The organism is Acinetobacter lwoffii, assembly GCF_049367455.1.
Lineage (GTDB): Bacteria > Pseudomonadota > Gammaproteobacteria > Pseudomonadales > Moraxellaceae > Acinetobacter > Acinetobacter lwoffii_W.
In genome coordinates, this window is the sequence record NZ_JBMPXW010000011.1 from 68,003 (window position 1) to 90,483 (window position 22,481).

The 22,481-nt window shown below is 42.6% G+C and carries 19 protein-coding genes and 4 pseudogenes; 11 read left to right on the forward strand and 12 right to left on the reverse strand.

Annotated elements, in window-relative coordinates:
- Window positions 1-41: 41 nt before the first annotated feature.
- Window positions 42-389 (forward strand): IS630 transposase-related protein, encoded by a 348-nt coding sequence (locus ACO1B7_RS17295; protein WP_005093620.1) that lies wholly within the window; start codon window positions 42-44, stop codon window positions 387-389.
- Between the two features lie 17 nt (window positions 390-406).
- Window positions 407-880: pseudogene (locus tag ACO1B7_RS17300) on the forward strand (IS630 family transposase); the annotation flags it as partial.
- A gap of 184 nt (window positions 881-1,064) precedes the next feature.
- Here ACO1B7_RS17300 and bioD read toward each other — a convergent pair.
- From bioD to ACO1B7_RS17335, 7 genes and pseudogenes are all read right to left on the reverse strand, one after another.
- On the reverse strand, window positions 1,065-1,730 hold the full coding sequence (gene bioD / locus ACO1B7_RS17305) for a dethiobiotin synthase (protein WP_423090418.1): 666 nt from the start codon (window positions 1,728-1,730) through the stop codon (window positions 1,065-1,067).
- Window positions 1,727-2,512 carry a malonyl-ACP O-methyltransferase BioC gene (bioC, locus tag ACO1B7_RS17310; protein ID WP_423090419.1) on the reverse strand — a complete coding sequence of 262 codons (786 nt, stop codon included), beginning with the start codon at window positions 2,510-2,512 and terminating at the stop codon, window positions 1,727-1,729. The genes bioD and bioC overlap by 4 nt, the downstream gene beginning before the upstream one ends.
- Window positions 2,479-3,648 carry an 8-amino-7-oxononanoate synthase gene (locus tag ACO1B7_RS17315; protein ID WP_423090420.1) on the reverse strand — a complete coding sequence of 390 codons (1,170 nt, stop codon included), beginning with the start codon at window positions 3,646-3,648 and terminating at the stop codon, window positions 2,479-2,481. The genes bioC and ACO1B7_RS17315 overlap by 34 nt, the downstream gene beginning before the upstream one ends.
- On the reverse strand, window positions 3,645-4,925 hold the full coding sequence (gene bioA, locus ACO1B7_RS17320) for an adenosylmethionine--8-amino-7-oxononanoate transaminase (protein WP_044112459.1): 1,281 nt from the start codon (window positions 4,923-4,925) through the stop codon (window positions 3,645-3,647). The genes ACO1B7_RS17315 and bioA overlap by 4 nt, the downstream gene beginning before the upstream one ends.
- Before the next feature lie 88 nt (window positions 4,926-5,013).
- Window positions 5,014-5,724, reverse strand: coding sequence for an alpha/beta hydrolase family protein (locus ACO1B7_RS17325; protein ID WP_423090421.1), 711 nt, complete (start codon window positions 5,722-5,724; stop codon window positions 5,014-5,016).
- Between the two features lie 66 nt (window positions 5,725-5,790).
- On the reverse strand, window positions 5,791-6,780 hold the full coding sequence (gene bioB / locus ACO1B7_RS17330) for a biotin synthase BioB (RefSeq protein WP_005093784.1): 990 nt from the start codon (window positions 6,778-6,780) through the stop codon (window positions 5,791-5,793).
- 148 nt (window positions 6,781-6,928) lie between these two features.
- A pseudogene (locus tag ACO1B7_RS17335) lies at window positions 6,929-7,537 on the reverse strand (IS982 family transposase); the annotation flags it as partial.
- Here ACO1B7_RS17335 and ACO1B7_RS17340 point away from each other — a divergent pair.
- The 7 genes and pseudogenes from ACO1B7_RS17340 to ACO1B7_RS17370 form a co-directional block, all read left to right on the forward strand.
- Window positions 7,526-8,056, forward strand: a pseudogene (locus ACO1B7_RS17340) (TolC family protein); the annotation flags it as partial. The pseudogenes ACO1B7_RS17335 and ACO1B7_RS17340 overlap by 12 nt on opposite strands.
- Window positions 8,046-8,456 (forward strand): annotated as a pseudogene (locus tag ACO1B7_RS17345) (transposase); the annotation flags it as partial. The pseudogenes ACO1B7_RS17340 and ACO1B7_RS17345, both read left to right, overlap by 11 nt.
- A 306-nt stretch (window positions 8,457-8,762) precedes the next feature.
- Window positions 8,763-10,919, forward strand: a complete 2,157-nt coding sequence (locus ACO1B7_RS17350; RefSeq protein WP_423090422.1) for a TonB-dependent siderophore receptor — start codon at window positions 8,763-8,765, stop codon at window positions 10,917-10,919.
- A 71-nt stretch (window positions 10,920-10,990) separates the two neighbouring features.
- Window positions 10,991-11,602, forward strand: a complete 612-nt coding sequence (locus ACO1B7_RS17355) for a DUF4198 domain-containing protein (RefSeq protein ID WP_004647798.1) — start codon at window positions 10,991-10,993, stop codon at window positions 11,600-11,602.
- Between the two features lie 42 nt (window positions 11,603-11,644).
- The gene (locus ACO1B7_RS17360) at window positions 11,645-11,926 is read left to right on the forward strand and encodes a hypothetical protein (RefSeq protein ID WP_004647796.1); all 282 of its coding nucleotides are present in this window, start codon (window positions 11,645-11,647) and stop codon (window positions 11,924-11,926) included.
- A gap of 3 nt (window positions 11,927-11,929) precedes the next feature.
- The gene (locus tag ACO1B7_RS17365; RefSeq protein ID WP_213687800.1) at window positions 11,930-13,489 is read left to right on the forward strand and encodes a PepSY-associated TM helix domain-containing protein; all 1,560 of its coding nucleotides are present in this window, start codon (window positions 11,930-11,932) and stop codon (window positions 13,487-13,489) included.
- Window positions 13,486-13,758 (forward strand): hypothetical protein, encoded by a 273-nt coding sequence (locus ACO1B7_RS17370; protein ID WP_005100766.1) that lies wholly within the window; start codon window positions 13,486-13,488, stop codon window positions 13,756-13,758. The genes ACO1B7_RS17365 and ACO1B7_RS17370 overlap by 4 nt, the downstream gene beginning before the upstream one ends.
- Window positions 13,759-13,851: 93 nt before the next feature.
- Here the strand turns inward: ACO1B7_RS17370 and ACO1B7_RS17375 are convergent, their stop codons facing one another.
- Both ACO1B7_RS17375 and ACO1B7_RS17380 read right to left on the reverse strand, forming a co-directional pair.
- Window positions 13,852-14,322 (reverse strand): IS5/IS1182 family transposase, encoded by a 471-nt coding sequence (locus ACO1B7_RS17375; RefSeq protein ID WP_016658330.1) that lies wholly within the window; start codon window positions 14,320-14,322, stop codon window positions 13,852-13,854.
- Complete coding sequence (locus tag ACO1B7_RS17380; protein WP_008306679.1) at window positions 14,270-14,665, reverse strand: transposase family protein; 396 nt, start codon at window positions 14,663-14,665, stop codon at window positions 14,270-14,272. The genes ACO1B7_RS17375 and ACO1B7_RS17380 overlap by 53 nt, the downstream gene beginning before the upstream one ends.
- 267 nt (window positions 14,666-14,932) lie before the next feature.
- Between ACO1B7_RS17380 and mdh the strand changes: the two genes are divergently transcribed.
- Entirely contained in the window at window positions 14,933-16,105 is a 1,173-nt protein-coding gene (gene mdh, locus ACO1B7_RS17385) for an iron-dependent methanol dehydrogenase (protein ID WP_423090423.1), read from the forward strand.
- Window positions 16,106-16,619: 514 nt separating this feature from the next.
- On the opposite strand, the gene ACO1B7_RS17390 is transcribed toward mdh, so the two are convergent.
- The gene (locus ACO1B7_RS17390; protein ID WP_180038944.1) at window positions 16,620-17,801 is read right to left on the reverse strand and encodes a helix-turn-helix domain-containing protein; all 1,182 of its coding nucleotides are present in this window, start codon (window positions 17,799-17,801) and stop codon (window positions 16,620-16,622) included.
- A gap of 201 nt (window positions 17,802-18,002) precedes the next feature.
- Here ACO1B7_RS17390 and exaC point away from each other — a divergent pair, with 201 nt between their 5' ends.
- On the forward strand, window positions 18,003-19,514 hold the full coding sequence (gene exaC / locus ACO1B7_RS17395; RefSeq protein WP_213687766.1) for an acetaldehyde dehydrogenase ExaC: 1,512 nt from the start codon (window positions 18,003-18,005) through the stop codon (window positions 19,512-19,514).
- 177 nt (window positions 19,515-19,691) lie between these two features.
- Here exaC and pnuC read toward each other — a convergent pair whose 3' ends face one another.
- Together pnuC and ACO1B7_RS17405 are read right to left on the reverse strand one after the other, a co-directional pair.
- On the reverse strand, window positions 19,692-20,261 hold the full coding sequence (gene pnuC, locus ACO1B7_RS17400) for a nicotinamide riboside transporter PnuC (protein WP_004281962.1): 570 nt from the start codon (window positions 20,259-20,261) through the stop codon (window positions 19,692-19,694).
- A gap of 28 nt (window positions 20,262-20,289) precedes the next feature.
- The gene (locus ACO1B7_RS17405) at window positions 20,290-22,458 is read right to left on the reverse strand and encodes a TonB-dependent siderophore receptor (protein WP_253147355.1); all 2,169 of its coding nucleotides are present in this window, start codon (window positions 22,456-22,458) and stop codon (window positions 20,290-20,292) included.
- Between the last annotated feature and the right edge of the window lie 23 nt (window positions 22,459-22,481).

The window sequence follows — 22,481 nt, forward strand, 5'->3', positions numbered from 1 at the left end:
AAGATATAGTCCACACGCCAAAAAACCAATACAATACTGATATGAGTTATCCAATACATTTTAGAAAGAAAATATTAGCCAAGCTTGAAGAAGGTCAATCTATCCGAGCGGTTGCTCAGCACTTCGAAATTAATAAAAATACAATTGTCGAATGGAAAAAGCGAATCGAAATAAAAAGAACTCGACCAAGAAAACCATCTAAAGTTGATGATGATGCCTTACGTGCAGATGTTGAGCAATATCCTGATGATTATCAATATGAACGCGCTGCTCGTTTTGGTTGTGGTACTTCTACAATTGGAGATGCGCTCAAGCGTCTAAATATTACAGTTAAAAAAAGACCTTACGGCACCCGAAAGCAAAAACAGAACTCAGAGAGCAGTATTTAAAAGATTTAAACCGATTAAGGTGTCAACACCCGATCATCTATCTTGATGAAAGTGGATTTAAATCTCATGAATATAGACCTCATGGTTATTCAAAACAGGGAATTCCTTGTTATGGAACATATAATTGGCAATTAAAAAATCAAACCAATGCAATAGGAGCAATCCATGAGAGTAAGTTATTTGCAGTTGGCTTATTTGATAGCAAAGTAAATTCGGATGTATTTCATTTTTGGGTAGATAAGTTTTTATTACCAGAATTACCCTCGAATAGTGTAATTGTCATGGACAATGCAGCCTTCCATAAACGACAAGATATACAAGATCTATTAGCCCAACATGGGCATCAAATACTTTGGTTACCACCTTATAGTCCTGACCTTAATCCTATTGAAAAAATGTGGGCATGGGTGAAAGCAAAAAGGAAAAAATGGTTGGTTAACTCAATAGATAAGCTTTTTAGTCGTTTCTTTAACGAGTGTATGGGTAATTAAGCGGTTTGACTATATGCATACTTGGGACAGCGTTTCTGGCATAAATCTCCCTAGCAAAATGGGCATGGGCTAGGCTTATCTTTGGTGAAAACGGTGTTAAACAAATATGGCTATCAGATTCAATTTACAGCAGCGCAGCCTCAAGGCTTAAGCATTCACATCAGCCCCGCTGCAAGTTGATCATTTATCCATGGGCAGACGGAGCTAAAGTTAAAGCAGGAATATCAATCCATGTCGTATCAGCAAAATCACGCTGCAAATACTGTTTTAAATAGGCAATCGTATCTTCAGCGATCAAGGGATCTTTGGAGTTATCTGCATGATTAAAAGCAATGGCATATAATTTAACCCCGCGGAGTTTTAACAGTTCAAGACTCAGCAAGGTATGATTAATACTGCCTAAACGCCCTGAAGTGACGAGAATCACCGGATAATTATGTGTCTGAATATAATCAATAGTCAGGAACTCTTCGGTTAAGGGCACCATCAGACCACCGGCACCTTCCAGCAAAATACAGTCGTAGGCCGCAGCCAGCTGTTCGGTAGCCTGATGAATCTGTTCAAAGTTAATGGCTCGCCCATCCAGCCGCGCAGCAAGATGCGGTGAAGCCGGATACGTAAAAATTTCCGGCATGGTCAGTTTTTGCTGGTCTTCCTGTAACAATCCACAACCCATAATTGCACGATGCTGTTCGATATCTTCTGATATATCGACATTTCCGGTCTGGATCAGCTTTTGGGTTATGGTACGAATGCCCTGCTCATTCCAATTTTTGGCCAGAAAACCAGTAGTAAAGGTTTTACCAATTGCGGTATCAATGCCGCTGACAAAATAAATCTGTGCGCTCATGCTGTCTTCCGTGCAATGACATAAACCGGATGATAGGTCAGTGCATACTGTTTGCTTTCAGGGTCTTGGAATTGTTGATAGCCGGTATAAAAATCCTGTAAGGACGATTTTGTCCACCGAAACCCCTGTGCCGTCGCCTGTACACCAGTGGCTTTGATATGCTGTAACACCTGTTTCGGATGCTCAAAATGCAAGGTCATCTGTTCTTCTGTCTGCAGCAGAATGTCAAAGCCTAAGGATTCAAGCAGTTCACAGACCTCCGCTAAAGGCAGATAATCCAGGCCTTGTCCGGTCAGTGCCTTAATTTCCTTTAAATTATTGTCCGTATAACTGGCAAAACACAGATGCCCAGAGGGATTTAAGGCCTGCGCAATGTTGAGCAACAATGCTTTTAAATCCGAGATCCATTGCAATGCAGAACACGACAGCACCATGTTCAGAGACTGCGGCAGTGGCAAGGTTTCAATATTACCAATTCCCCACAAAAGCCGATCAGCTTCCGGGAAATGCTGCTTCACTTCGGCATATAGATCATTTAAAAATAAATGATCAAAGCTGTAATACTGCATAAAAAGCCGGGTAAAAAACCCTGAACCGCAGCCAATTTCCAATACTCTTTGCAAATGTGGTTGTGCTACATGCTGCTGCATGAACTGCATCAACTCTGCCGCTACGGCACTTTGTACAAGCGCATGCTGCTCATAACTGAGATTTGCCTGAGCAAAACGTTGGGCAATTTGTTTGCTGTTCATCGCGGCAAATTCCTCAGCACCTGCAGACATGCATCCAGCTCATCCGCAGAAATGTTCTGATTCAGGCAGATTCTGAGTCTGGAGGTATTGGCAGGAACCGTTGGCGGACGTACTGGTAGCACATAAAATCCCTGCTGTTGCATAATTTCAGCCGCCTGAATGGTGCGTTTTGCCTCACCAATCAGTACCGGCACAATTTGCGAAGTTGACGGACAGTGATATCCCAAGTCTTGAATGCCCTGCTGACAGCGTACAGCCAATGCTGCCAAATGTACTCGTCCCGCCTGAAGCTGCTGTACCTTCTGAAAAATAAATCTAGTCCAGGCCATACATAGTGGCGGCTGGGCGGTACTAAAAATTAAAGGTCGCATGCTATTAATCAGATAGTCACGAATCACTGGCGCACAGACCAGATAACCACCAACTGAAGCCAAAGCCTTGCCAAAGGTACCGACCAGGAAGTCAATCTGATCCAATACTTGATACTGTTCTGCGCAGCCCAATCCACGTTCACCGCGCACACCAATTGCATGTGCCTCATCGACATAGAGCATGACTTTTGCAAACTGCTGTTTTAATGCCACCAAAGCAGCTAAATCTGTTTCATCCCCATCCATACTGAAAATTGATTCAGTTACCACAATAATGCGCTGGATAGATTCATCTGACTGATATTTTTCTAAAAACCGAGTCAAATGCTGCAGGTCATTATGGCGGTAACGCACATAGCCAGCTTTAGATAAACGAATCCCGTCGATAATACTGGCATGTACCAGTTTGTCAGCAATGATCATGGTTTTAGCATTACTGAGCGCAGGAAGAATCCCGATATTCATGTGATAACCACTATTAAACAGCAGTACTGAACGTCCAAAAGCCTGTGACATCTGTGCTTCAAGTTGTTCAAAATTGGGAAAGTTTCCTGTCAGTAAACGTGAAGAGCTTGAACTCATATATCGCTCAGACATCGGCGTGAGGTCAAAAAATTCTTCACGTAGCGTTAAGTTGGATGCCAGACCTAAATAGTCATTGGATGCCAGATTCAGCATCTCTTGGCCATTGAGTTGCAATCTTGGCTGGCTAGAAATATTGGACTTAAACTGGCGATATTGCCCTTGCTGTTTCAAGTCATCTAGCTGCTGCTGGAAATGCTCAAGATGGTTCATGCTACTGCCTCTATCTGCTGAATCATCTCCCGCATATGCTTTAATAAAGTTTCAAGTTGCTGTGTTGAAATTACATATGGCGGCATGACATAGACCAGACGGCCAAAAGGACGAATCCAGACGCCACGGCATACACATTCAGCCTGAAAACGCGCCAAATCAATAGTTTGATGTAGCTCAACCACGCCAATTGCGCCGAGGACACGCACATCTTTGACTTGTGCCAAGGATTTTAAATCCAGTAAATATTGTTCTAGTGTCCTTTCAATCTGTTGAATACGCGTCTGCCAGTCTTGAGCCAGTAACAGCTGGGTACTTTTTAATGCGACCGCACAGGCCAACGGATTAGCCATAAAAGTTGGGCCATGCATGAACACACCCGCTTCACCACTTGAAATCGTCTCTGCTACATGGCGAGTGGTTAAGGTCGCTGACAAGGTCATATAACCACCAGTCAATGCCTTACCGATACACATAATGTCTGGTGTGACCTGAGCGTGTTCATAAGCAAATAGTTTTCCAGTGCGGCCAAAACCGGTGGCAATTTCATCTAAAATCAGCAGTACATCGTACTTTTCACACAACAACTTAGCTTGCTTTAAATATTCTGGATGATAGAAACGCATCCCGCCTGCACCTTGCACAATCGGCTCAATGATCATGGCAGCAATCTGTTGATGCTGCTGTACCAGCAGGTGCTCAAGTGGCTGTATATCTTCGGGTTGCCATGCCCCATCAAAACGGCTTTGAGGTGCCGGAACAAATAAACGGTTCGGCAAACTCGAACCAAAAATTTGATGCATACCAGTTACAGGATCACAAACCGACATGGCATTCCAGGTGTCGCCATGATAGCCAGAGCGTGTGGTAACAAAGTTAGTTTTTTGTGGTTGCTGACGTGCATTCCAATATTGCACAGCCATTTTCAACGCCACCTCAACCGCGACCGAGCCGGAATCGGCAAAGAAAATTTTATCCAGTTCAGGCGCCGTGATCTCAAGTAGCAGTTTAGACACATCAATCGCAGGCTGATGAGTCAAACCACCAAACATGATATGTGACATCGACTCTAATTGTTTTGTTACGGCCTGATTGAGTTCAGAATGATTATAACCGTGAATTGTGCACCACCAGGACGACATGCCATCAATCAGCTCGGTACCATCTTCAAGTTCAATGACTGCACCATTTGCAGCTTTAACTTTGTAACATGGCAAGGGTTGTGTCATGGAGGTATAAGGATGCCAAATATGCTGTTGATCAAAAGCGTCCTGCACAGAATTTACCCCAATTATTAAAACTAAAACTGATCTTAGCGCGTTAAATCTGAAAATGAAACGTCAAGAGCTACCAATCTCTTTTTGCTTAAGCCAGATCGGCTAAAAATTTTAAAATTGGCTCAACGAGTAACTTGGCATCAAAAAGGATGGCATCGTGCGTGCCCTGTATTTTTACCAAATTCAGATTTTGGGTTGTTAAAAACACGGATTCTTGACTAACTTTGCAAGGAACCAACATGTCGTTCTCGGAAAATATAAATAGCATCTTGACTGAATGATTTTTTAGGATATCCACCAGATTTAATTGATGCAAGAGATAAAGATGCTTAATCTGATAGTTTAAATCAATACTATTTAACTGTTGGTGCAATAATTTTGCACGTTCACGCGCTGCTGCACCAGCTAAAGTGACCAAGGTACAGAAGCGCTGCATCCCGCGTTTTGGATCAGCCAGTATGGAAGATTTAAATTGTGTATATTGTTCAACTGGCATCGCCTGTGGCCATGCTTCATTGGCCACGAAACAGGGATTTGACATACAGCAAATCACTGGCTTGGCAATTTTCAGTTGTTGCTGGATTTCATTAGCCAGCAAAAGTGCCAACTGTCCACCCAAAGACCACCCCATCAAGACATCAAACGAACTCGCCTGCCTGACTTTTTCGGCCAAAAGACTTTTTACGTTAGGATCGAAAATATCCCATACTTTAACTTGATGCTGCTGCCGCAACTGTTCTACAAACGGGGTTAAGACCGCTGTTCCTAGCCCCCAACCCGTAATCATCAGTATCTTCATTTTGTCTGTTCCAATAAAAAAGGGACCAATTCAAGCTGAAATGATCCCTGTTTGTTACACGATTAATTAAGCAGGTTGCATCGCATCTACAGCCAATTCTTTAGCTGTTTTCTTGGCAGCTTCAGCTTTTAAGCCTAATTTAGCAAACAAGGCTTTGTCTTTACCTTCACCACTGTTCGGGGCAGTAAGCAATTTATCACCTGAAAATAATGAGTTAGCTCCAGCCATAAATGCCAGTGCCTGATCAGAGTCAGAGAGAGATTCACGACCTGCCGACAAGCGGATATAACTCTTCGGCATAATAATCCGTGCTACCGCAATAGTACGAATCCAGTCAATCACATCCAGTTTTTCAACATCGGCCAGTGGTGTGCCTTCAATAGGAACCAACATATTTATGGGCACCGAACCCGGGTGAATCGGCATAGTCGCTAGTTCAAACAACAAACCGACCCGGTCTTGTACGCCTTCGCCCAAGCCGACAATACCGCCACTACAGACATTAATTCCGGCATCACGTACATGATCAAGCGTATTTAAGCGGTCATCAAAGCTACGTGTACTGATGACATTGGCATAATATTCACGTGAGGTATCAAGGTTGTGGTTATAATAATCTAGCCCTGCATCTTTCAGACGTTCCGCTTGTGAGGCATTCAGCATTCCTAGAGTCATACAGGTTTCCATGCCCAGTTTCTTGACTTCCTGCACCAGTTCCAGCACATACGGCATATCGCGTTCATGCGGATTACGCCATGCTGCGCCCATGCAGAAACGGGTCGAACCGGAAGCTTTGGCCTGTTTGGCTTCAGCAATCGCCTTTTGTACTTCTACGCGTTTTTCAATTTCCAGATCAGTATCGTAATGTGCAGATTGCGAACAGTATTTACAATCTTCCGGACAACGGCCCGTTTTAATTGAAAGCAGAGTACTGACCTGAACAGTATTCGGTTCAAAGTTTTGGCGATGAATTTGCTGTGCCTGAAACAGTAAATCCATTAAAGGCAAGTCATAAATTTCTTGTATTTCGGCACGTGACCAATCATTACGGATCATCTTGTCTGCATCATCTAAAATTCCATTGAGTAAATCATACGCTGTTTTTTTTATTTTTCTTTAACGTTTTCTTTCATATTCATTGCCTGCTTAAAATAGCTTTAGTGTATCAAGCTATTTTTGAAAGCTTATTTAACCCGAATCCTGCTTAAGCCGATGATTCCTTAATTTGAATTGTTGGCTTATTTTGATGAGTGAGTTGATATGCACATAGTGAGGCGTAAATTCCACGCAGAAATCCATGAAGACTACGTGCTTTACTCGTCACTAAATTGTATTGCCCCTTCAATAAGCCGAATAATATTTCTATTTTATTGCGTTGTCTTAAGTGATATTTATCTGATGCACAGAGTTGAATAGCCTGCATATTCTTCCGATGATAAGTAATTAAATCAATACCTTGATCTTTCAATCTAATTTTTAATTCTTGGCTGATGTAACCTCGATCCCCGTAAAGTTTTGCTTCTATACCAGCAACCAATTGCTCAACCATTTTTATATTAGCAACATGTCCATTCGATAAAGCAGAACAGGCAATTTCACCAAATTGATTCATCGCAATACGTAATTTACAGCCATAAAACCAGCCCATTGAGCTTCTACCATGTGATGCAATTTGGATTAATGATTTATGACGCTAAATACGTTGATTTTTACAAATTGGCAGAGTTGTTGAATCAATCCATAAATATTGTGTACCTTGGCCTTTCATCAGTGCCACATGTAAAGCATGTAGAGCTAATTCATGCATACCCAATTGGCTCAAGCCAATGTGAAAGCCCAGCAAGCGGCAAAAAAACCGAATGTTTTTGCTTTTGGCGAATATAGTCTGGATCAAAATGAAAACTGGATTGTCGGAGTTGCCGCACGCTATAACCTGTTTTCCGGGATCGATAAAAACAAGAATATTCAGGCTGCCGAACTCAAACGCTCTGCTACAGAATTACTCACTGCACGCACCCAGCAAGAAATTGAAAATCTGATTTATAAATCTTATAGCGAAGCACTCAGTGCACAGCAAAGTGATGCACTTCTGGCACAAAACTTGAAAGCCGCACAGGAAAATTTACGCATCCAAGAATTGTCTTTTAAAGAAGATATGGGCACCGCCACACAGGTCATCGATGCACAAAATATGCTGAGCGGACTACGAGCTGAAACTGCCTTGAATGCCTACAAATATGTGATGTCACTGGCCACCCTATTACAAAGCCATGGCTCGATTACAGAATTTCCGAACTACATTCAACATACCAATACCCACTATAGATGCTAAAACTCTTCAAATACGAGCAGTTCAGCTCACAACGAATAATGTGAGTGATTCACGAATCCTTGGGGAGTTACTTGATCAAATTCCGTTGGATGAACAGATTGATTCAGTTTATACAGACGAGGCTTATAACACCAAGCAATGCCGTCAAGTCATTGCAGACCGTTAAGCATATACGGTAGTTCCCTCCAGAAAAAATGCAAAGCCTTAGAAAACTACAAAAGTTCATTCGCAAGAGCGAAATGAATTACTTCGAACCGTTAAATGTTTAGGCAGGACACTATGGAAGAAATGGTCAGGCTATCATCGGCGAAGTTTGGTCAAAACCAAAATGTATTGCATTAAATTATTAGGCGATAAATTAACGGAATTAGGTCGACCTCATACCCAAGTTGTCACTTGAATTCGAGTAACTTAGAAAAGATCTATCTCTGAAGCCTTTATGCAACAAAGTCACTCCAGATTGAGGATTTGAAAATTTATAGTGCAGTATATAAACAAATTGGTTCAGGAGCACAAAAGTAAGGTAATAACATCTTTTTTTAACAGTGATATTTTATTGTTCCCTACTTCTTACATTAAACTTTTATTTGTAGATTTACCTATCATTAACTCATTTTTCATTTGGATTTCCTATTATATTGAGATTGCTTTAAGAGATATTAAACAATAAAATTAGTGATAATTATTATCATTTACATTAACTAAAATGTCTTCTACCGTTCCTTCATCATTTAAACTATCTTTACTCAGTTTTTCGATTTTAGTTACACAACAAAGTTTTGCCGATGATACTCAGCAATTACCGACGATTACCGTTACAGCGGAATCAGAACAGAGTGAGCTCAGCTCTGAACAGAGTAAAGCCTATATCATCCAAAACTCGTCAACCGCCTCAAAACTGAATATTCCACTCAAGGAAACGCCGCAAACAGTCAATGTCCTTACCCGCCAGCAACTGGATGACTTTGCCTTGGATAATACCCGGGACGTACTGCGCAATACCCCTGGCATTATCGTCAGCAATCAGGAAACGGAACGGACCTCCTACCTTGCCCGAGGTTTCGAGATTTCAAATGTTTTAGTCGATGGCGTTGGTATTCCACTCGAAGGCTATAATTATAATAATGATAATCCAGACAGTTTTTTGTTTGACCGTATCGAAGTGGTGAAAGGCGCGAATGCCTTAAATAATGGAATTGGCGATCCCGGCGCAACTATTAATATGATTCGCAAACGCCCGACATCCGACCTTCAAACAGCCTTTAATGCCAGTTATGGCTCATGGAATACGCAGCGCTATGAAGCAGATATATCCTCTCCTCTCACCCAGGATGGAAAAGTCAGAGGTCGTGTATTTGGCTATCAACAAACAGGCGACAGTTATCTGGATCGTTATGAACTGGAAAAAAACGGCATAGGTGCTGTTGTGGAGGCAGATATTACTGACACAACTCTATTGACTGCTGGCTATACCGAAACCAATCACAAGCCGAATGGTGTCAATTGGGGTTCTAATCCACTGATCAATACTGAAGGCGAGCAGCTCAGTTACTCACGGAATTATAATTACAGTCCAAGCTGGGCCCACTGGGATAGCAATATTAAAAGTTACTTTGCCGAGCTTGAACAAAAACTGGGTGGCGACTGGACAGCCAAACTGACCTATGATGAAAAACGTACACAACGCGATTCAAAGCTCTTGTTTCTGTCCGGCAAACCTGGCGCAAATGGCACTTCAGGCATCTTCCTCTACCCAGGCATGTATATTGATGACAATAAAGAACAACAAGCCAGCCTGAGTTTTAGCGGCACCTATCCGCTTTGGGGACAACGCCATGAAGCCTCATTGGGCTATGTCTGGGCCAAAAATCGTCTGGATGAATTGGGTTATGCTGGCAGCTTTGTCAATCCGCTGACCACAGATTTAGCCAGCTTTACACCCGAAGAACCAAGCTGGGATATGTCGAAAACCAGTGGTGAAATGCATATCCGGCAGAAGAACCAGAGCCTTTATGCTGCGACCCGACTGCATCTGAATGATGATCTGAAACTGCTTTTAGGTGCGAACTACGTTCAGGCTGAAAGCAGTGGTAGCAGTTATGGGACCGACACCATTTATGATGAAGATAAAGTTTTACCCTATGCCGGTCTGACCTATAACTTTAGCCCTGAATATACAGGTTACCTGAGTTATACCTCGATTTTCCGTCCGCAAACCACCAAAGCAGATGATGGCAGCATTAACAAACCGATCGAAGGTGAAAGCTATGAAGTCGGAGTCAAAGGTTCTTGGCTAGATGACAAGCTTACCGCCACCATGGCTGTGTTCAGAACGGAGCAAAGTAATTATCCGCTTCGTGATTCTGATGGTATCCCGACTTTACGCACAACTCAGGTCAGTGACCTGCGTTCCCAAGGCTACGAGTTTGGCTTGGCGGGACAACTGACCGACCATTTTAACTTAAGCTTTGGTTATACCCAGTTTAGCCTGAAAGATCTGATCAATGGCGGTGATGCGCGTACCTTCAATCCAACCCAGTCTTTTAATCTTTTAACCACCTATCAGGTGCCACAACTTCCAAAACTGAAACTGGGCCTTGGTGTGCAGTGGCAGGATCAAACCTATCTGGATGTGCCTGAAGCAACCACCAATGGAGTGATTACCCAGAAAGCTGGAGTCATTGAACAGGATGCCTATGCGCTCGTGAACTTAATGGCCAGCTATGAGTTGAATAAGCATATGACCTTTCAAGCCAATGGTAATAACCTGACCAATGAAAAATACCTATTCAATTTCCCCAATCAGCAAGGTTTTTATGGTGCACCAGCGAATTACAGCGTTGCTGTGAAATTTAAATATTAATTTTTAAGCTGAGCCCTGACGACATGTTCAGGGCTAAATCATCACTACATACACAAAAATAGGTAAAACAAATGAAAAAAATGATCGCTTTGACCCTTGGACTGTCTATGACACTTTCAGCTCAGGCGCATATGCTTTGGCTAGAACGTGGCACAAATCAGCAGACTCATGCGTTCTTTGGTGAATATAGTGAACAGCTCAAAGAAACGCAGCAAGGTGCCCTCAAGTCTTTCAATCAGGCAAAGGCCGTTCAGGCCAAAAAAACATTTAGTCCTCAAATGCAACAGGATCATTTGCTCTATGCAACCCAAGGCCAGACCGATGTCCAGCTCACTCATGAATTGATCTATGGAGAATCATTGCTGAGCTATCATGCCAAATCCGGCAGACAAAACTTGAAAGCAGAGTCCGAACTGGATATTGTCCCGACCCAGATCAACAGCAATACATTTACGGTACTGTATCAGGGTAAAGCTGCTGCGGATGTTGAAGTCACAGTCTTTTCCCCGCAATTTTGGCTAAAAAAATACACCACCAACGGCCAAGGCCAGATTACGATCGCCACGCCATGGAAAGGTCAATATGTCATTGAAGTTGGCAAAGAAGCAGACAAGGCCGGAAAATTGAATCAGCAGGCCTATAAAAAACAGTATCTGGTAACGACTTTAAGTTTTGTTTATTAAGTTTTTAGATTTTCATCAGTATAGATCTATTCAAGGCCAAATATGATGTCTGTTGTAGTGCAGCCACTCGCCATTTTCTATCGCTTAGGCATGAGCTTTGGGATGGGCTACTTGTGCAGTTATTTGATCGCACTCGATCTGGCTTACTTTCTACAGGCTTTTCTGCCCAAAGCAGAATCCGTCTATTTGGCCGCCGTTATTGCCCTGATTTTTTATGTCTGTTTTGTGATTGGCATCTTCTGTATCCAGAGTTTAAAAAAGCTTTCGGTCTATAGCCTGCTTCCTTTCCTTAGCTTATTTACCATCTCCCGCTTCATAGGTTAAACCATGCATAAATCTGTCCGTCAATCCATGGCATGGCTACATTCATGGTTAGGTTTAAGTTTTGGCTGGCTGCTCTTCGCGATCTTTTTAACAGGCGCGGTCACCTATTACCGGCATGAAATCAGTATATGGATGCAGCCTGAATTTGCCTCAATACAAGTCAATCAGGAAACTGCCTTAAAATCTGCTTACAGCTATTTACAGCAGCATGCACCGGACGCCCAAAACTGGTATATCGGAGTCGCCAATCAAGATTCACCGGTGAATAAAGTCTACTGGCAAAAAGCGGATGGTGGCTATGAAGTCAAAACCCTGAATGCTTCGACAGGAAAAGAATTACAGCTTTCAGCCACACAAGGGGGAGATTTTTTCTATAATTTTCATTTTCAGCTCTATGGTATGCCCTACACCATCGGTCGCCTCATTGTGACGGTCGCTGCCTTTATCATGTTACTGACTCTGATTTCAGGAATTATTACCCATAAAAAAATACTGACAGACTTTTTTACCCTAAGAGCCTTTAAAGGACAGCGCTCTTATCTGGATTTTCATAATGTCAGTTCAGTGATTGCCCTGCCGTTCTTTTTGACCATGACATTTACCGGGTTGGCGATTTTCTTTTATATCGTGCTGCCTTCCGGTATGAAAAAACTTTATCCAGACAATCCCTTTCAATATTTTGAAGAAATTCGCACAATCAATACATCAGCCACCCACTCAGTTCCTGTGAAAACCCAGATGCTGCCAATTCAACATTTTATCACCACGGCACAGCAACACTGGGGATATGCGGAATTTGACAATATCACGGTCAAGCAGCCCAATACCCAGCTGGCACACATAACCTTAACTCAGCTCAAAGATCATTCCATTACACGAAATCAGGCACAGCTTATTTTAAATGCTGCTACCGGAAAATTGCTTGAAAATACACAAAATGAAAGTGCAATTGCCACACTAAATGCCAGCATGTATGGTTTACATATGGCACGTTTTGCTGAACCTGTTTTACGTTTAGGGTTATTTTTCTCCGGCATATTAGGCTGCGCAATGATTGCATCCGGATTGCTGCTGTGGAGCCTGAAACGCCAAATGCAGAAAAAATCAGTGCGGTTTCATCTCGGACACTATTTAGTGAACCGCTTGAATATCACCATAATTATTGGCTTGCCGCTTGCCATGCTGGGATATCTCTATGCGAATCGTTTTATCAGTATTCCTGTAGGTGCACCAAATTATGAAATTTATAGTTTTTTCTCTATCTGGCTTGGCAGTTTTATCCTGGCATGTGTAACCCCACAGCAGCATATATGGAGAATGCAGCTTAAACTTCTGATTTGTGCTGCCTTTATACTTCCCCTGATTGATATTTATTATTTAGTTTCCCAGCAATATATTGCTTCTTTTGCGACTTATTGGCCTTTTTTGCGTATTGAGCTAATGTTATGGACCTTGGCCCTTTTTGCCCTATTTTTACACCAAAAAATTACGCCCATTCAGCAAAAAGCGGTCAATAAAATTCAGGCTAAATTAAAAATCACTCAACAGGAATCATCAATATGATATGGATTGCAGTGATCGGTCTGCTTTGGCTGAGCTGTTTTGGTTTTTATGTGGTAAGTGAAAAGCAGATCCTAAAAACCCGAAAATCTCATTACGCTTTTTTAGCGGATTTTCCTACGTACACTAAATTCGCTGCAGGTATTTTCTTATTCGTCGCGATGTTTTTATTACGTACCCAGTTTAGCTCCAGTATTAGCTTTGTGTCTCTATGGGTATTTCTAAGCCCTGTACTGTTTATCTTTATCTTAAAAATGAATAAAGCATTTTAGTATTTATTTAAAATCAGAAAGTAGCAAACAGCCTAGTGTGCTATTCACACGCCCTTTATTAAACCAATCTACCCAGTAGACCTCTTTCATAAATCATTTTTTGCTCAGTTCCAAGTTGTAGATTCCAGCGATTAAATTGAATCTCAAACCAAGCCTTTTACCTCTATTTCGATAACGCTCAGCAAGGATTTTGAAGGTTTTCAGGCTGCCAAATACATGCTCAATTCCGATTCTTCTTTTATTGATTTCTTGATTATAGATTTTCAATTCAGGATCCAATTTACAGTGTCTTTTGGCTTTTAATGGCAACAGGCTATTCGGATACAATACATAAATCCCCTGATAGCCTTTATCTGCAAGGATAAAAGCCCCAAAAGGAATCTGGTTTAAATTGCGTTTGAACAACTTGAAATCATGCACTGCACCGCGACTGGTACATAAACTCAGAATTTGCTGAGTTTTGTAGTGAATCATGGCCTGTACTTTAAAGGTATGGGTCTTTTTCTTGCCGCTATAGCTTTTCTTCTGTTTTTTTAGGCCTTTGGATTGGAATTTCCGTGGCATCCACGATCACAACATTCCAGTCGATGCCTTCGCCCTCGGGTAAATCTTTGGGTAAATTAAACAGATTGGACCGAATCAGGCAGTCTTCAACATGACGGACAATTCTTGAGGCTGTGGGCTCTGAAACCCCGTAACTCGTCGCAACGTGAAATAAGGTTCGGTATTCCCGCCAATAGCTCAGACAGAGCAGAACCTGATCCTCCAGGCTTAACTTGGGCGGTCTGCCTTTGGCAGAGACATGCTTCTGCAATTGCTCAACCATCAAATAGAAAGTTGACCATGAGATGCCTGTGTATCGCTTGAACTGAGGATCAGAGAGCTTGTTTGAATCGATGTATTTCATCCGCAGATTATGCACGAATGCTAAGAAATCCGGAGTGCAAATATTAACCAAAAAGAAGATCGTTTTTTGATTTATGAAAGAGATCTAGTATCTGCTAAACCTTGCCAATCTGCTTTTAAATACCTCAAATGCATTATTTTGGCTAGAATCAAAAATTTAAATTGGTAGGTATTTGGTAGGTAGGATTCTTTTTAACTTCATTCAATACTCATATTACGGTGAGGGTCACCGATAAAATAATCAATGAATGGTAGAAGGAATAACACCATGGCTTTTAAAAATATTTCAGATCAAACTAACGGTTTTTATATTCCCTGTGTTTCACTTTTTGGTCCGGGCTGTGCTAAAGAAATCGGGATCAAAGCACAAAATTTAGGCGCCAAGAAAGCACTGATTGTAACTGATGCTGGCCTGTTTAAATTTGGTGTTGCAGATGATATTGCAGATTATTTGAAAGAGGCAGGTGTTGACAGTTATATTTTCCCAGGTGCGGAACCCAATCCAACTGATATTAACGTGCATCATGGAGTTGAAGCTTATAATGAAAATGCCTGTGATTTTATTGTATCGTTAGGTGGGGGCTCATCACATGACTGTGCCAAAGGCATCGGTCTGGTCACTGCAGGTGGCGGACATATCCGTGATTATGAAGGGATTGATAAAAGTACCGTTCCGATGACACCACTGATTGCAATCAATACCACGGCAGGGACGGCTTCGGAGATGACACGTTTCTGTATCATTACCAATACCGATACCCATGTGAAAATGGCGATTGTAGATTGGCGTTGCACACCACTTATTGCAATTGATGACCCTAAACTGATGTTGGCCAAACCTGCCGGCCTGACTGCGGCAACAGGGATGGATGCTCTGACACATGCGGTTGAGGCCTATGTATCTACGGCTGCTAATCCCATCACTGATGCCTGTGCAGAAAAGGCGATCTCCATGATCAGTGAATGGCTCAGTCCCGCAGTGGCGAATGGGGATAATCTAGAAGCACGGGATGCCATGAGCTATGCTCAATATCTTGCCGGAATGGCCTTTAATAACGCCTCTTTAGGATATGTGCATGCGATGGCACATCAGCTCGGAGGCTTCTACAACTTGCCGCATGGTGTTTGTAATGCAATTCTGCTCCCCCATGTTTGTGAATTTAACCTGATTGCTTGTCCTGAACGTTATGCCAAAATTGCCCAATTGATGGGGGTGAATACAGAAGGCTTAACCGTAACTGAAGCAGCTTATGAAGCGATTGGCGCCATTCGTCAGCTTTCGGCTTCAATTGGTATTCCATCTGGGCTGACGGAATTGAATGTAAAAGAAGCTGACTTGGCCATCATGGCGGAAAATGCACAAAAAGATGCCTGCATGCTGACCAATCCACGTAAAGCCAGCCATGCCCAAGTGGTAGATATTTTTAAAGCGGCGATGTAGTGCCTCAATGTAAGTCTTCTCTCCAAGCATCTGACTTACATTTTTAACAGCCCCTGTTTCACTTCCTGAGGAAGTGTGCCAAGAGCAGACATGCATTTTCCTGTTCCTGGCTGATCCTTTTGCCTTCATAAGAGGATAAAAGCGGGGGGTGTTTCTTTTTTATGAAGTCCCCTTCATTATGAATATCGACATTAATCCCATGGTAGAAAAATGCCACGATTTTTTTAGCCCGTCCCAGCCAGAAAAAATTTCCCGTCGTATGATCTTAATATCATATTTAATCTCTGAGGAATAAACTGCGCGTCCTTCAAATGACATGAAGGTGAGCGTAGCTGATTTTGATGAAGAGCATCCCATCAAGCGGCTGGTCAAACTGGGTAGCCACTGATAAAAATTTTAGGATCAGGTTCAGTCTAAATTAATAAGCAAACCCACAGTAAGCAAGGATAATACTTAATATTCCAGAATTTTCCTATTTTAACTGTTTAGCTTTGTACCGATAGTTACATCAGCTTTAAAGATTTTTATATTTTAACAGAGTCTGATGAACGGGATGGTTTTTGGGCATCAGTTCAATCAGGCGTTCTACAGCATCAATCGCTTCAGGAAAATGTGCCACATGTTTCAGCAAGACATCGGTTTCATTAGCCTTGAAAATGGCATCGCTCAGGCGTGATTCCAGACAATCTCTCCAGGCACATAGAAATGGACTTTCTGTTTTGGCCAGAAATACGCCGGTACATAACTTCAAGGCTGAATCGATATACCCAGCATCTAAAGATTGCTCTGTCATTAAAAAATCAGCCTCTACATGCGCCAATAAACGATAGGGTCTGGACCCCAGCATACCACCTAATACATCGCGTAACTGTGACATTTCTGCTTTTAAAGTACCCATACTGACCTTGCGCTCGCCATATAAGGCTTGATGCAAGGTATCTAGACTCAGACCCTGCGGACATAAGGCTAGAATGGTCAGAATTTCAATCTGTCGAGGAGTCAGAACCAGCATCTTGCCATTAAACAGCACTTGAGGTAATGAAAAAGCCCGAATAAACAGGCGCTGCTTCTGGCATTCTAGTAGAGCCGACTGGATAATCGTAGCACAGCGCTCCGCAGCTAGTAGTGCTAAACTGTTATGCTTTGGCCAGGTAGTCGACAGATCAATGACACCTAAGACCTGTTTTGAATAGGGATCAATAATCGGGGCAGCGTAACAAACCCAATCATGAATGGAGGACATGTAATGTTCACTGGAAAAGACACAGCTGGATTGTTGAGTTTTTAAGGATAATGCCAATGCATTGGTTCCGACTAGCTCTTCGCGCCATTGCCCACCTTCAATAAAATGTACACTTTCTGCGGCACTTTGCATTTGTGGGCTAGAAGCTGCCCAAATGATGGTGCTGCCGATATCTCCGACCGCCAGCACCATAGAAGATTGCTCGGCAATATGTTTTAAATCCTGAGCACAATGTTGCAGGGCTTGGGCTAAAGTTGAGGAAGAAGTGGTCTTTTTTAAATCCGTCAGCGGTGCTGCTAAACGATTCTTCGGGATTTCAGCCGAGGATGAACGTTGCCAGGAGCTGGCAATACTCTGTCCTAGCTGTTCTGCATGTAAGGGAGACAAACTGCTGTTTTGCCGAAGCTGATCAGTATTGTGCCTTTTTTCCATCAAATCTTGTTTTGTCATCATTCCTTATTCTCACAACAATTCATGATTTACATCCGCTGTAATCGTTATTTTTTTAAAATGGATGAAAATATCGTGAACATGCTAGCTCCAACCTTTTTCCAACCTTATACCAGTTATATTAATCAAATAAGGTGCAGAAGTACCTTATACCAAAGCTGTAGAAGCGGTTTTGCCATACGAAAATAAGCAAAGGAAATAAATATGCGTTACGTCGATCCTAATCAACCTGATTCAAAAGTTCATTTTAAAGCACAATACGAGAATTTTATTGGCGGCGAATGGGTCGCTCCGGTCAAAGGTGAATACTTTGACAACATCTCTCCGGTAGATGGCAAAGTCTTTACCAAGGTTCCGCGTTCTTCTGTAGAAGACATTGAATTGGCCCTGGATGCAGCGCACAAAGCCAAAGAACAATGGAACAGAGCATCGCCGACCACCCGCTCCAATATTCTGTTGAAAATTGCAGATCGTCTGGAACAAAATCTGGAACTGCTGGCAGTAGCAGAAACCTGGGATAACGGCAAACCGATCCGTGAAACGCTGGCTGCCGATATTCCGCTGGCTATTGACCATTTCCGTTATTTTGCCGGCTGTATTCGTGCGCAGGAAGGCGGCATTTCCGAAATTGATGAAGATACGATTGCTTATCATTTTCATGAGTCGTTGGGCGTCGTGGGTCAGATTATCCCGTGGAACTTTCCGATTCTGATGGCTGCCTGGAAACTGGCACCTGCCCTAGCTGCGGGCAACTGCATTGTGTTGAAACCTGCAGAACAGACTCCGGTCAGCATTCTGGTGCTGGCTGAACTGATTCAGGATATTTTGCCACCGGGTGTCCTGAATATCGTCAATGGTTATGGGGTTGAAGTCGGTCGCCCGCTAGCCACCAACCCACGCATTGCCAAGATTGCCTTTACCGGTTCTACCGCCGTCGGTCAGATGATCATGCAATATGCCACCGAAAATATTATTCCGGTGACGCTGGAACTGGGGGGTAAATCACCGAATCTGTTCTTTGCCGACATCATGGATCAGGAAGACGATTATCTGGACAAAGCGCTGGAAGGTTTTGCCATGTTTGCCCTGAACCAGGGTGAAATCTGCACCTGTCCATCGCGTGCGCTGATCCAGGAAAGTATTGCTGACGAATTTCTGGCGCGTGCCGTTGAACGGGTGAAACGGATTAAAACCGGGCATCCGCTGGATACTGACACCATGATTGGCGCGCAAGCCTCACAGGAACAGCAGGACAAGATTCTGGGCTGTATTGCCACTGGTCGTGAAGAAGGCGCACAGATCCTGACTGGTGGTGAAGCACGTCAGGAAGTGGGTCAAGGTTTCTATATTGAACCGACCATCTTTAAAGGCACCAATGACATGAAGACCTTCCAGGATGAAATCTTCGGGCCTGTATTGGCTGTGACCACCTTTAAAGACTTTGATGATGCGATCAAGATCGCCAACGATACGATTTACGGACTCGGTGCCGGGGTCTGGTCACGCTCAGCGCATATTTCCTACCGTGCTGGCCGTGCCATTCAGGCCGGTCGGGTCTGGACCAACTGTTATCACATCTACCCTGCGCATGCGGCTTTCGGTGGCTATAAAAAATCCGGCATTGGTCGTGAGAATCACAGAATGATGCTGGATCATTATCAACAAACCAAAAATCTGTTAGTGAGCTATTCGACCAAACCAGCCGGGTTCTTTTAAGAAGTGAAATACATTCAAAGCGAACTTCGGTTCGCTTTGAATGTATGGTAGCTAGCTTTCACAAAATATCAGCAACATCTTCAAGCTGCGGCCAATTCAAATAAAGTTTTTAGTCTATAAACACTTTTTTTAAAGGAAAGAGCATCACCTCAAATTTCTATTTGCAATAGTGTCATTTCAAGATAATTTCACTCTATAAAGATTTCGCCACATTCTCCAGCCATTGAGTGCCAGAAGAATAAAAATAAAATAAAGCACGGCGGTTAAATACAATGACTTATAGCTATACATGCCGACATAAATCACATCTAACACACACCATAATCCCCAGCTTTCAATATATTTTTTTGCCGCCCAATAACTTGCCACCAAGCTAAAAGAAGCCAACATGGAATCCAACCAAGGGAGTGATGCTGTGGTGAAATGAGCAAATAAGGCGCCAATCACCAGACCGGCGACAATACCCACAATCAGGCTATATACCCAGATTTTTTTATTCAAATAGCCAATCTGCACGGTGATAGCCTGGTCATGATTTTTCTTCGACCAGCTATACCAGCCATACAGTTGCATCAAGATAAATACGGCTTGTAATGCTGCGTCTGCAAATAAATTGACACGATAAAAAATAATCATATATAAAAATACAGCGACAATATTCACCAACCAGCAGACTTTATATTGTTTGGAGGTCAGCCAGACACCTAAAACGTTTAAAATGAACGCTGCAATTTCTATATTTTCCATAGCAATATAACCTGATTAAGCAGCCAATTTAGAAGTTCAGATTGAATGACAAGGTTGCTGTACGCGGCGAACCCAAGAATAAATAATCATCACCCAAAAATTCACCTGCATCACGCCAGTATTTCTTGTTGAACAGATTATAAATATTCAAGCGCAGCAATGCATCGGTCGTATTTAGCTTAAATTGATAAGCAGCGCCTAAATCAACCACACTATAACCTGCAACTTTCGCAGCACCCTCTTTGTTGGCATATTTGCTGGAACTGTATTGACCACCTGCCAGAACAGTGAAACCTGCAATGCTCGGTACGTTATAGCGAAGATGTGTTGCGAAACGAGCTTTTGGCACGTTTTGCGCCTGATGATTACCATATTCAACCGCTTCCACATTTTCTAAACGGGCTTTGGTCAAGGCTAAAGATGAAGTTAAGGCCAGATGGTCGGTTAATGCACCATTCAGTCCTAATTCCAGGCCCTGACTATGCTGTTCGCCTTCCGCAATAAAATAGCGAAGTCCTGAAATCGGCTTGCTATATTGATTGTCCTGACGTAAATCAAAAACGGCTGCAGTCAACAGGAAATCATGGATCTGTTGTTTGAAACCAATTTCATATTGCTCTGAATAGATCGGTGCTAGAGTTTCAGCCGCATTCTCTGCAAACCAAGGCGCTGTTTTTCCATCTGACAGGCCTTTAGCATACGAGGCATAGACGGTAGTCGATTCCAAGGGGCTATAGCTGATCGCAAATTGCGGTAAAAATTTGCCTAAATCAGTATCGCGGACTTTTACCCGATCTGCATCATATGCTTGTTCATCAAGCTCGATCCATTTTCCGCCAATCAAAGTGGTCCAATGTTCATTCCATTCAATACGGTCTAATGCTGTAAATGCAGTTTGTTTACTTTTAAGTGCTTGATATTTTGGTCCAGCATTCGCTGTTACTGGGGAAAAATCTATGGTTTCTGTATAAATATTACCTACACCAATCCATTCATTGACACCAGCAAAACGATCTCGCGATTTATTGGTTTGTGTAATATCAAAATTTAGATAATGTTGCGCCCAATTGGTATCAATCACCCCATCTAGTTTGACTTTAAATTGGTTGGTTTTAAAGGTTTCATCTGGATTACGAAAATCATAAATATCGTAATGACCATTCGCATCAAAGGTGTTGCCCAAGCCACTATATTCACATAACGTGGCATAACATCCCCAAGCAAATGTCGAATAATCATCAACCTTGGATTTACTGTGGGCTGCGACGAGTCCCAAGTTCCAGTCATCATTCAATGCATAGCTATATTTTAAACTGCTATTCAGACTATCGATCGTGACCGGTTTGCCCCAAGTCTGATAACCCAGCAATCGGTCCCATTTCACATTTTCTGGGACTTTACCATCCAGTAATTGATAACCTGGCACTGATTTTTGTTCGGAACGCTGTGCTTCAAGATCAAATTCTAATTTGGATTGCTCAGATGTTTTCCAATCTAAGGTCAATGCCGCTAGATAGCGTTCACCATCGACATGATCGACATAAGACTCCATCTGTTCATTCACCAGATTGATGCGATATCCGAATTGTTGCTCATCACCCCAAAAACCACCGAGATCAGTTGACACTGAAAACTGGCCGTGTTGATCGGCCGAGAATGTCAGTGCCTGAATATCTTTCGGTCGCTTGGTGACATAATTCACAACCCCACCCGGGGTCGACATCCCACTTTGAATCGCGGACATGCCTTTTAAAATTTCCACACGTTCTTTATTTTCAAGTGCGACGTTTTGTTCACCACGAATCACATTGCCATTAATGAGGTAGCTAGATGCCAAATCCAGTGCAAAGCCACGCGAGACAAAGTTTGGATAATAGCCAATTGCAGCATAGCCCTCACCGATGGCTGCATCATTTTTTATAACATCGCTCAGCACACGAGCATGTTGTTCAGCAATGAGATCAGCAGTCAAAATAGAGACCGATGCAGGTATTTTTTGCAGACTGTCCGTAGCAAATCCCTCAACATTCACTTTAGCACTCGAGTAAGGAATGCTTTGATCGGCTGTGATAACAATCGTGTCAAGCTTTTGAACATCGTCTTCAGCATAAGTCAGCGGGACTAAACACAGCTGCGACAGAATGATCATATTTAAAGATCGGATTAATACATTCTGTTTGAGTTGACGAGTGTTCATACGAAACCTTATGTCTGTGAAGT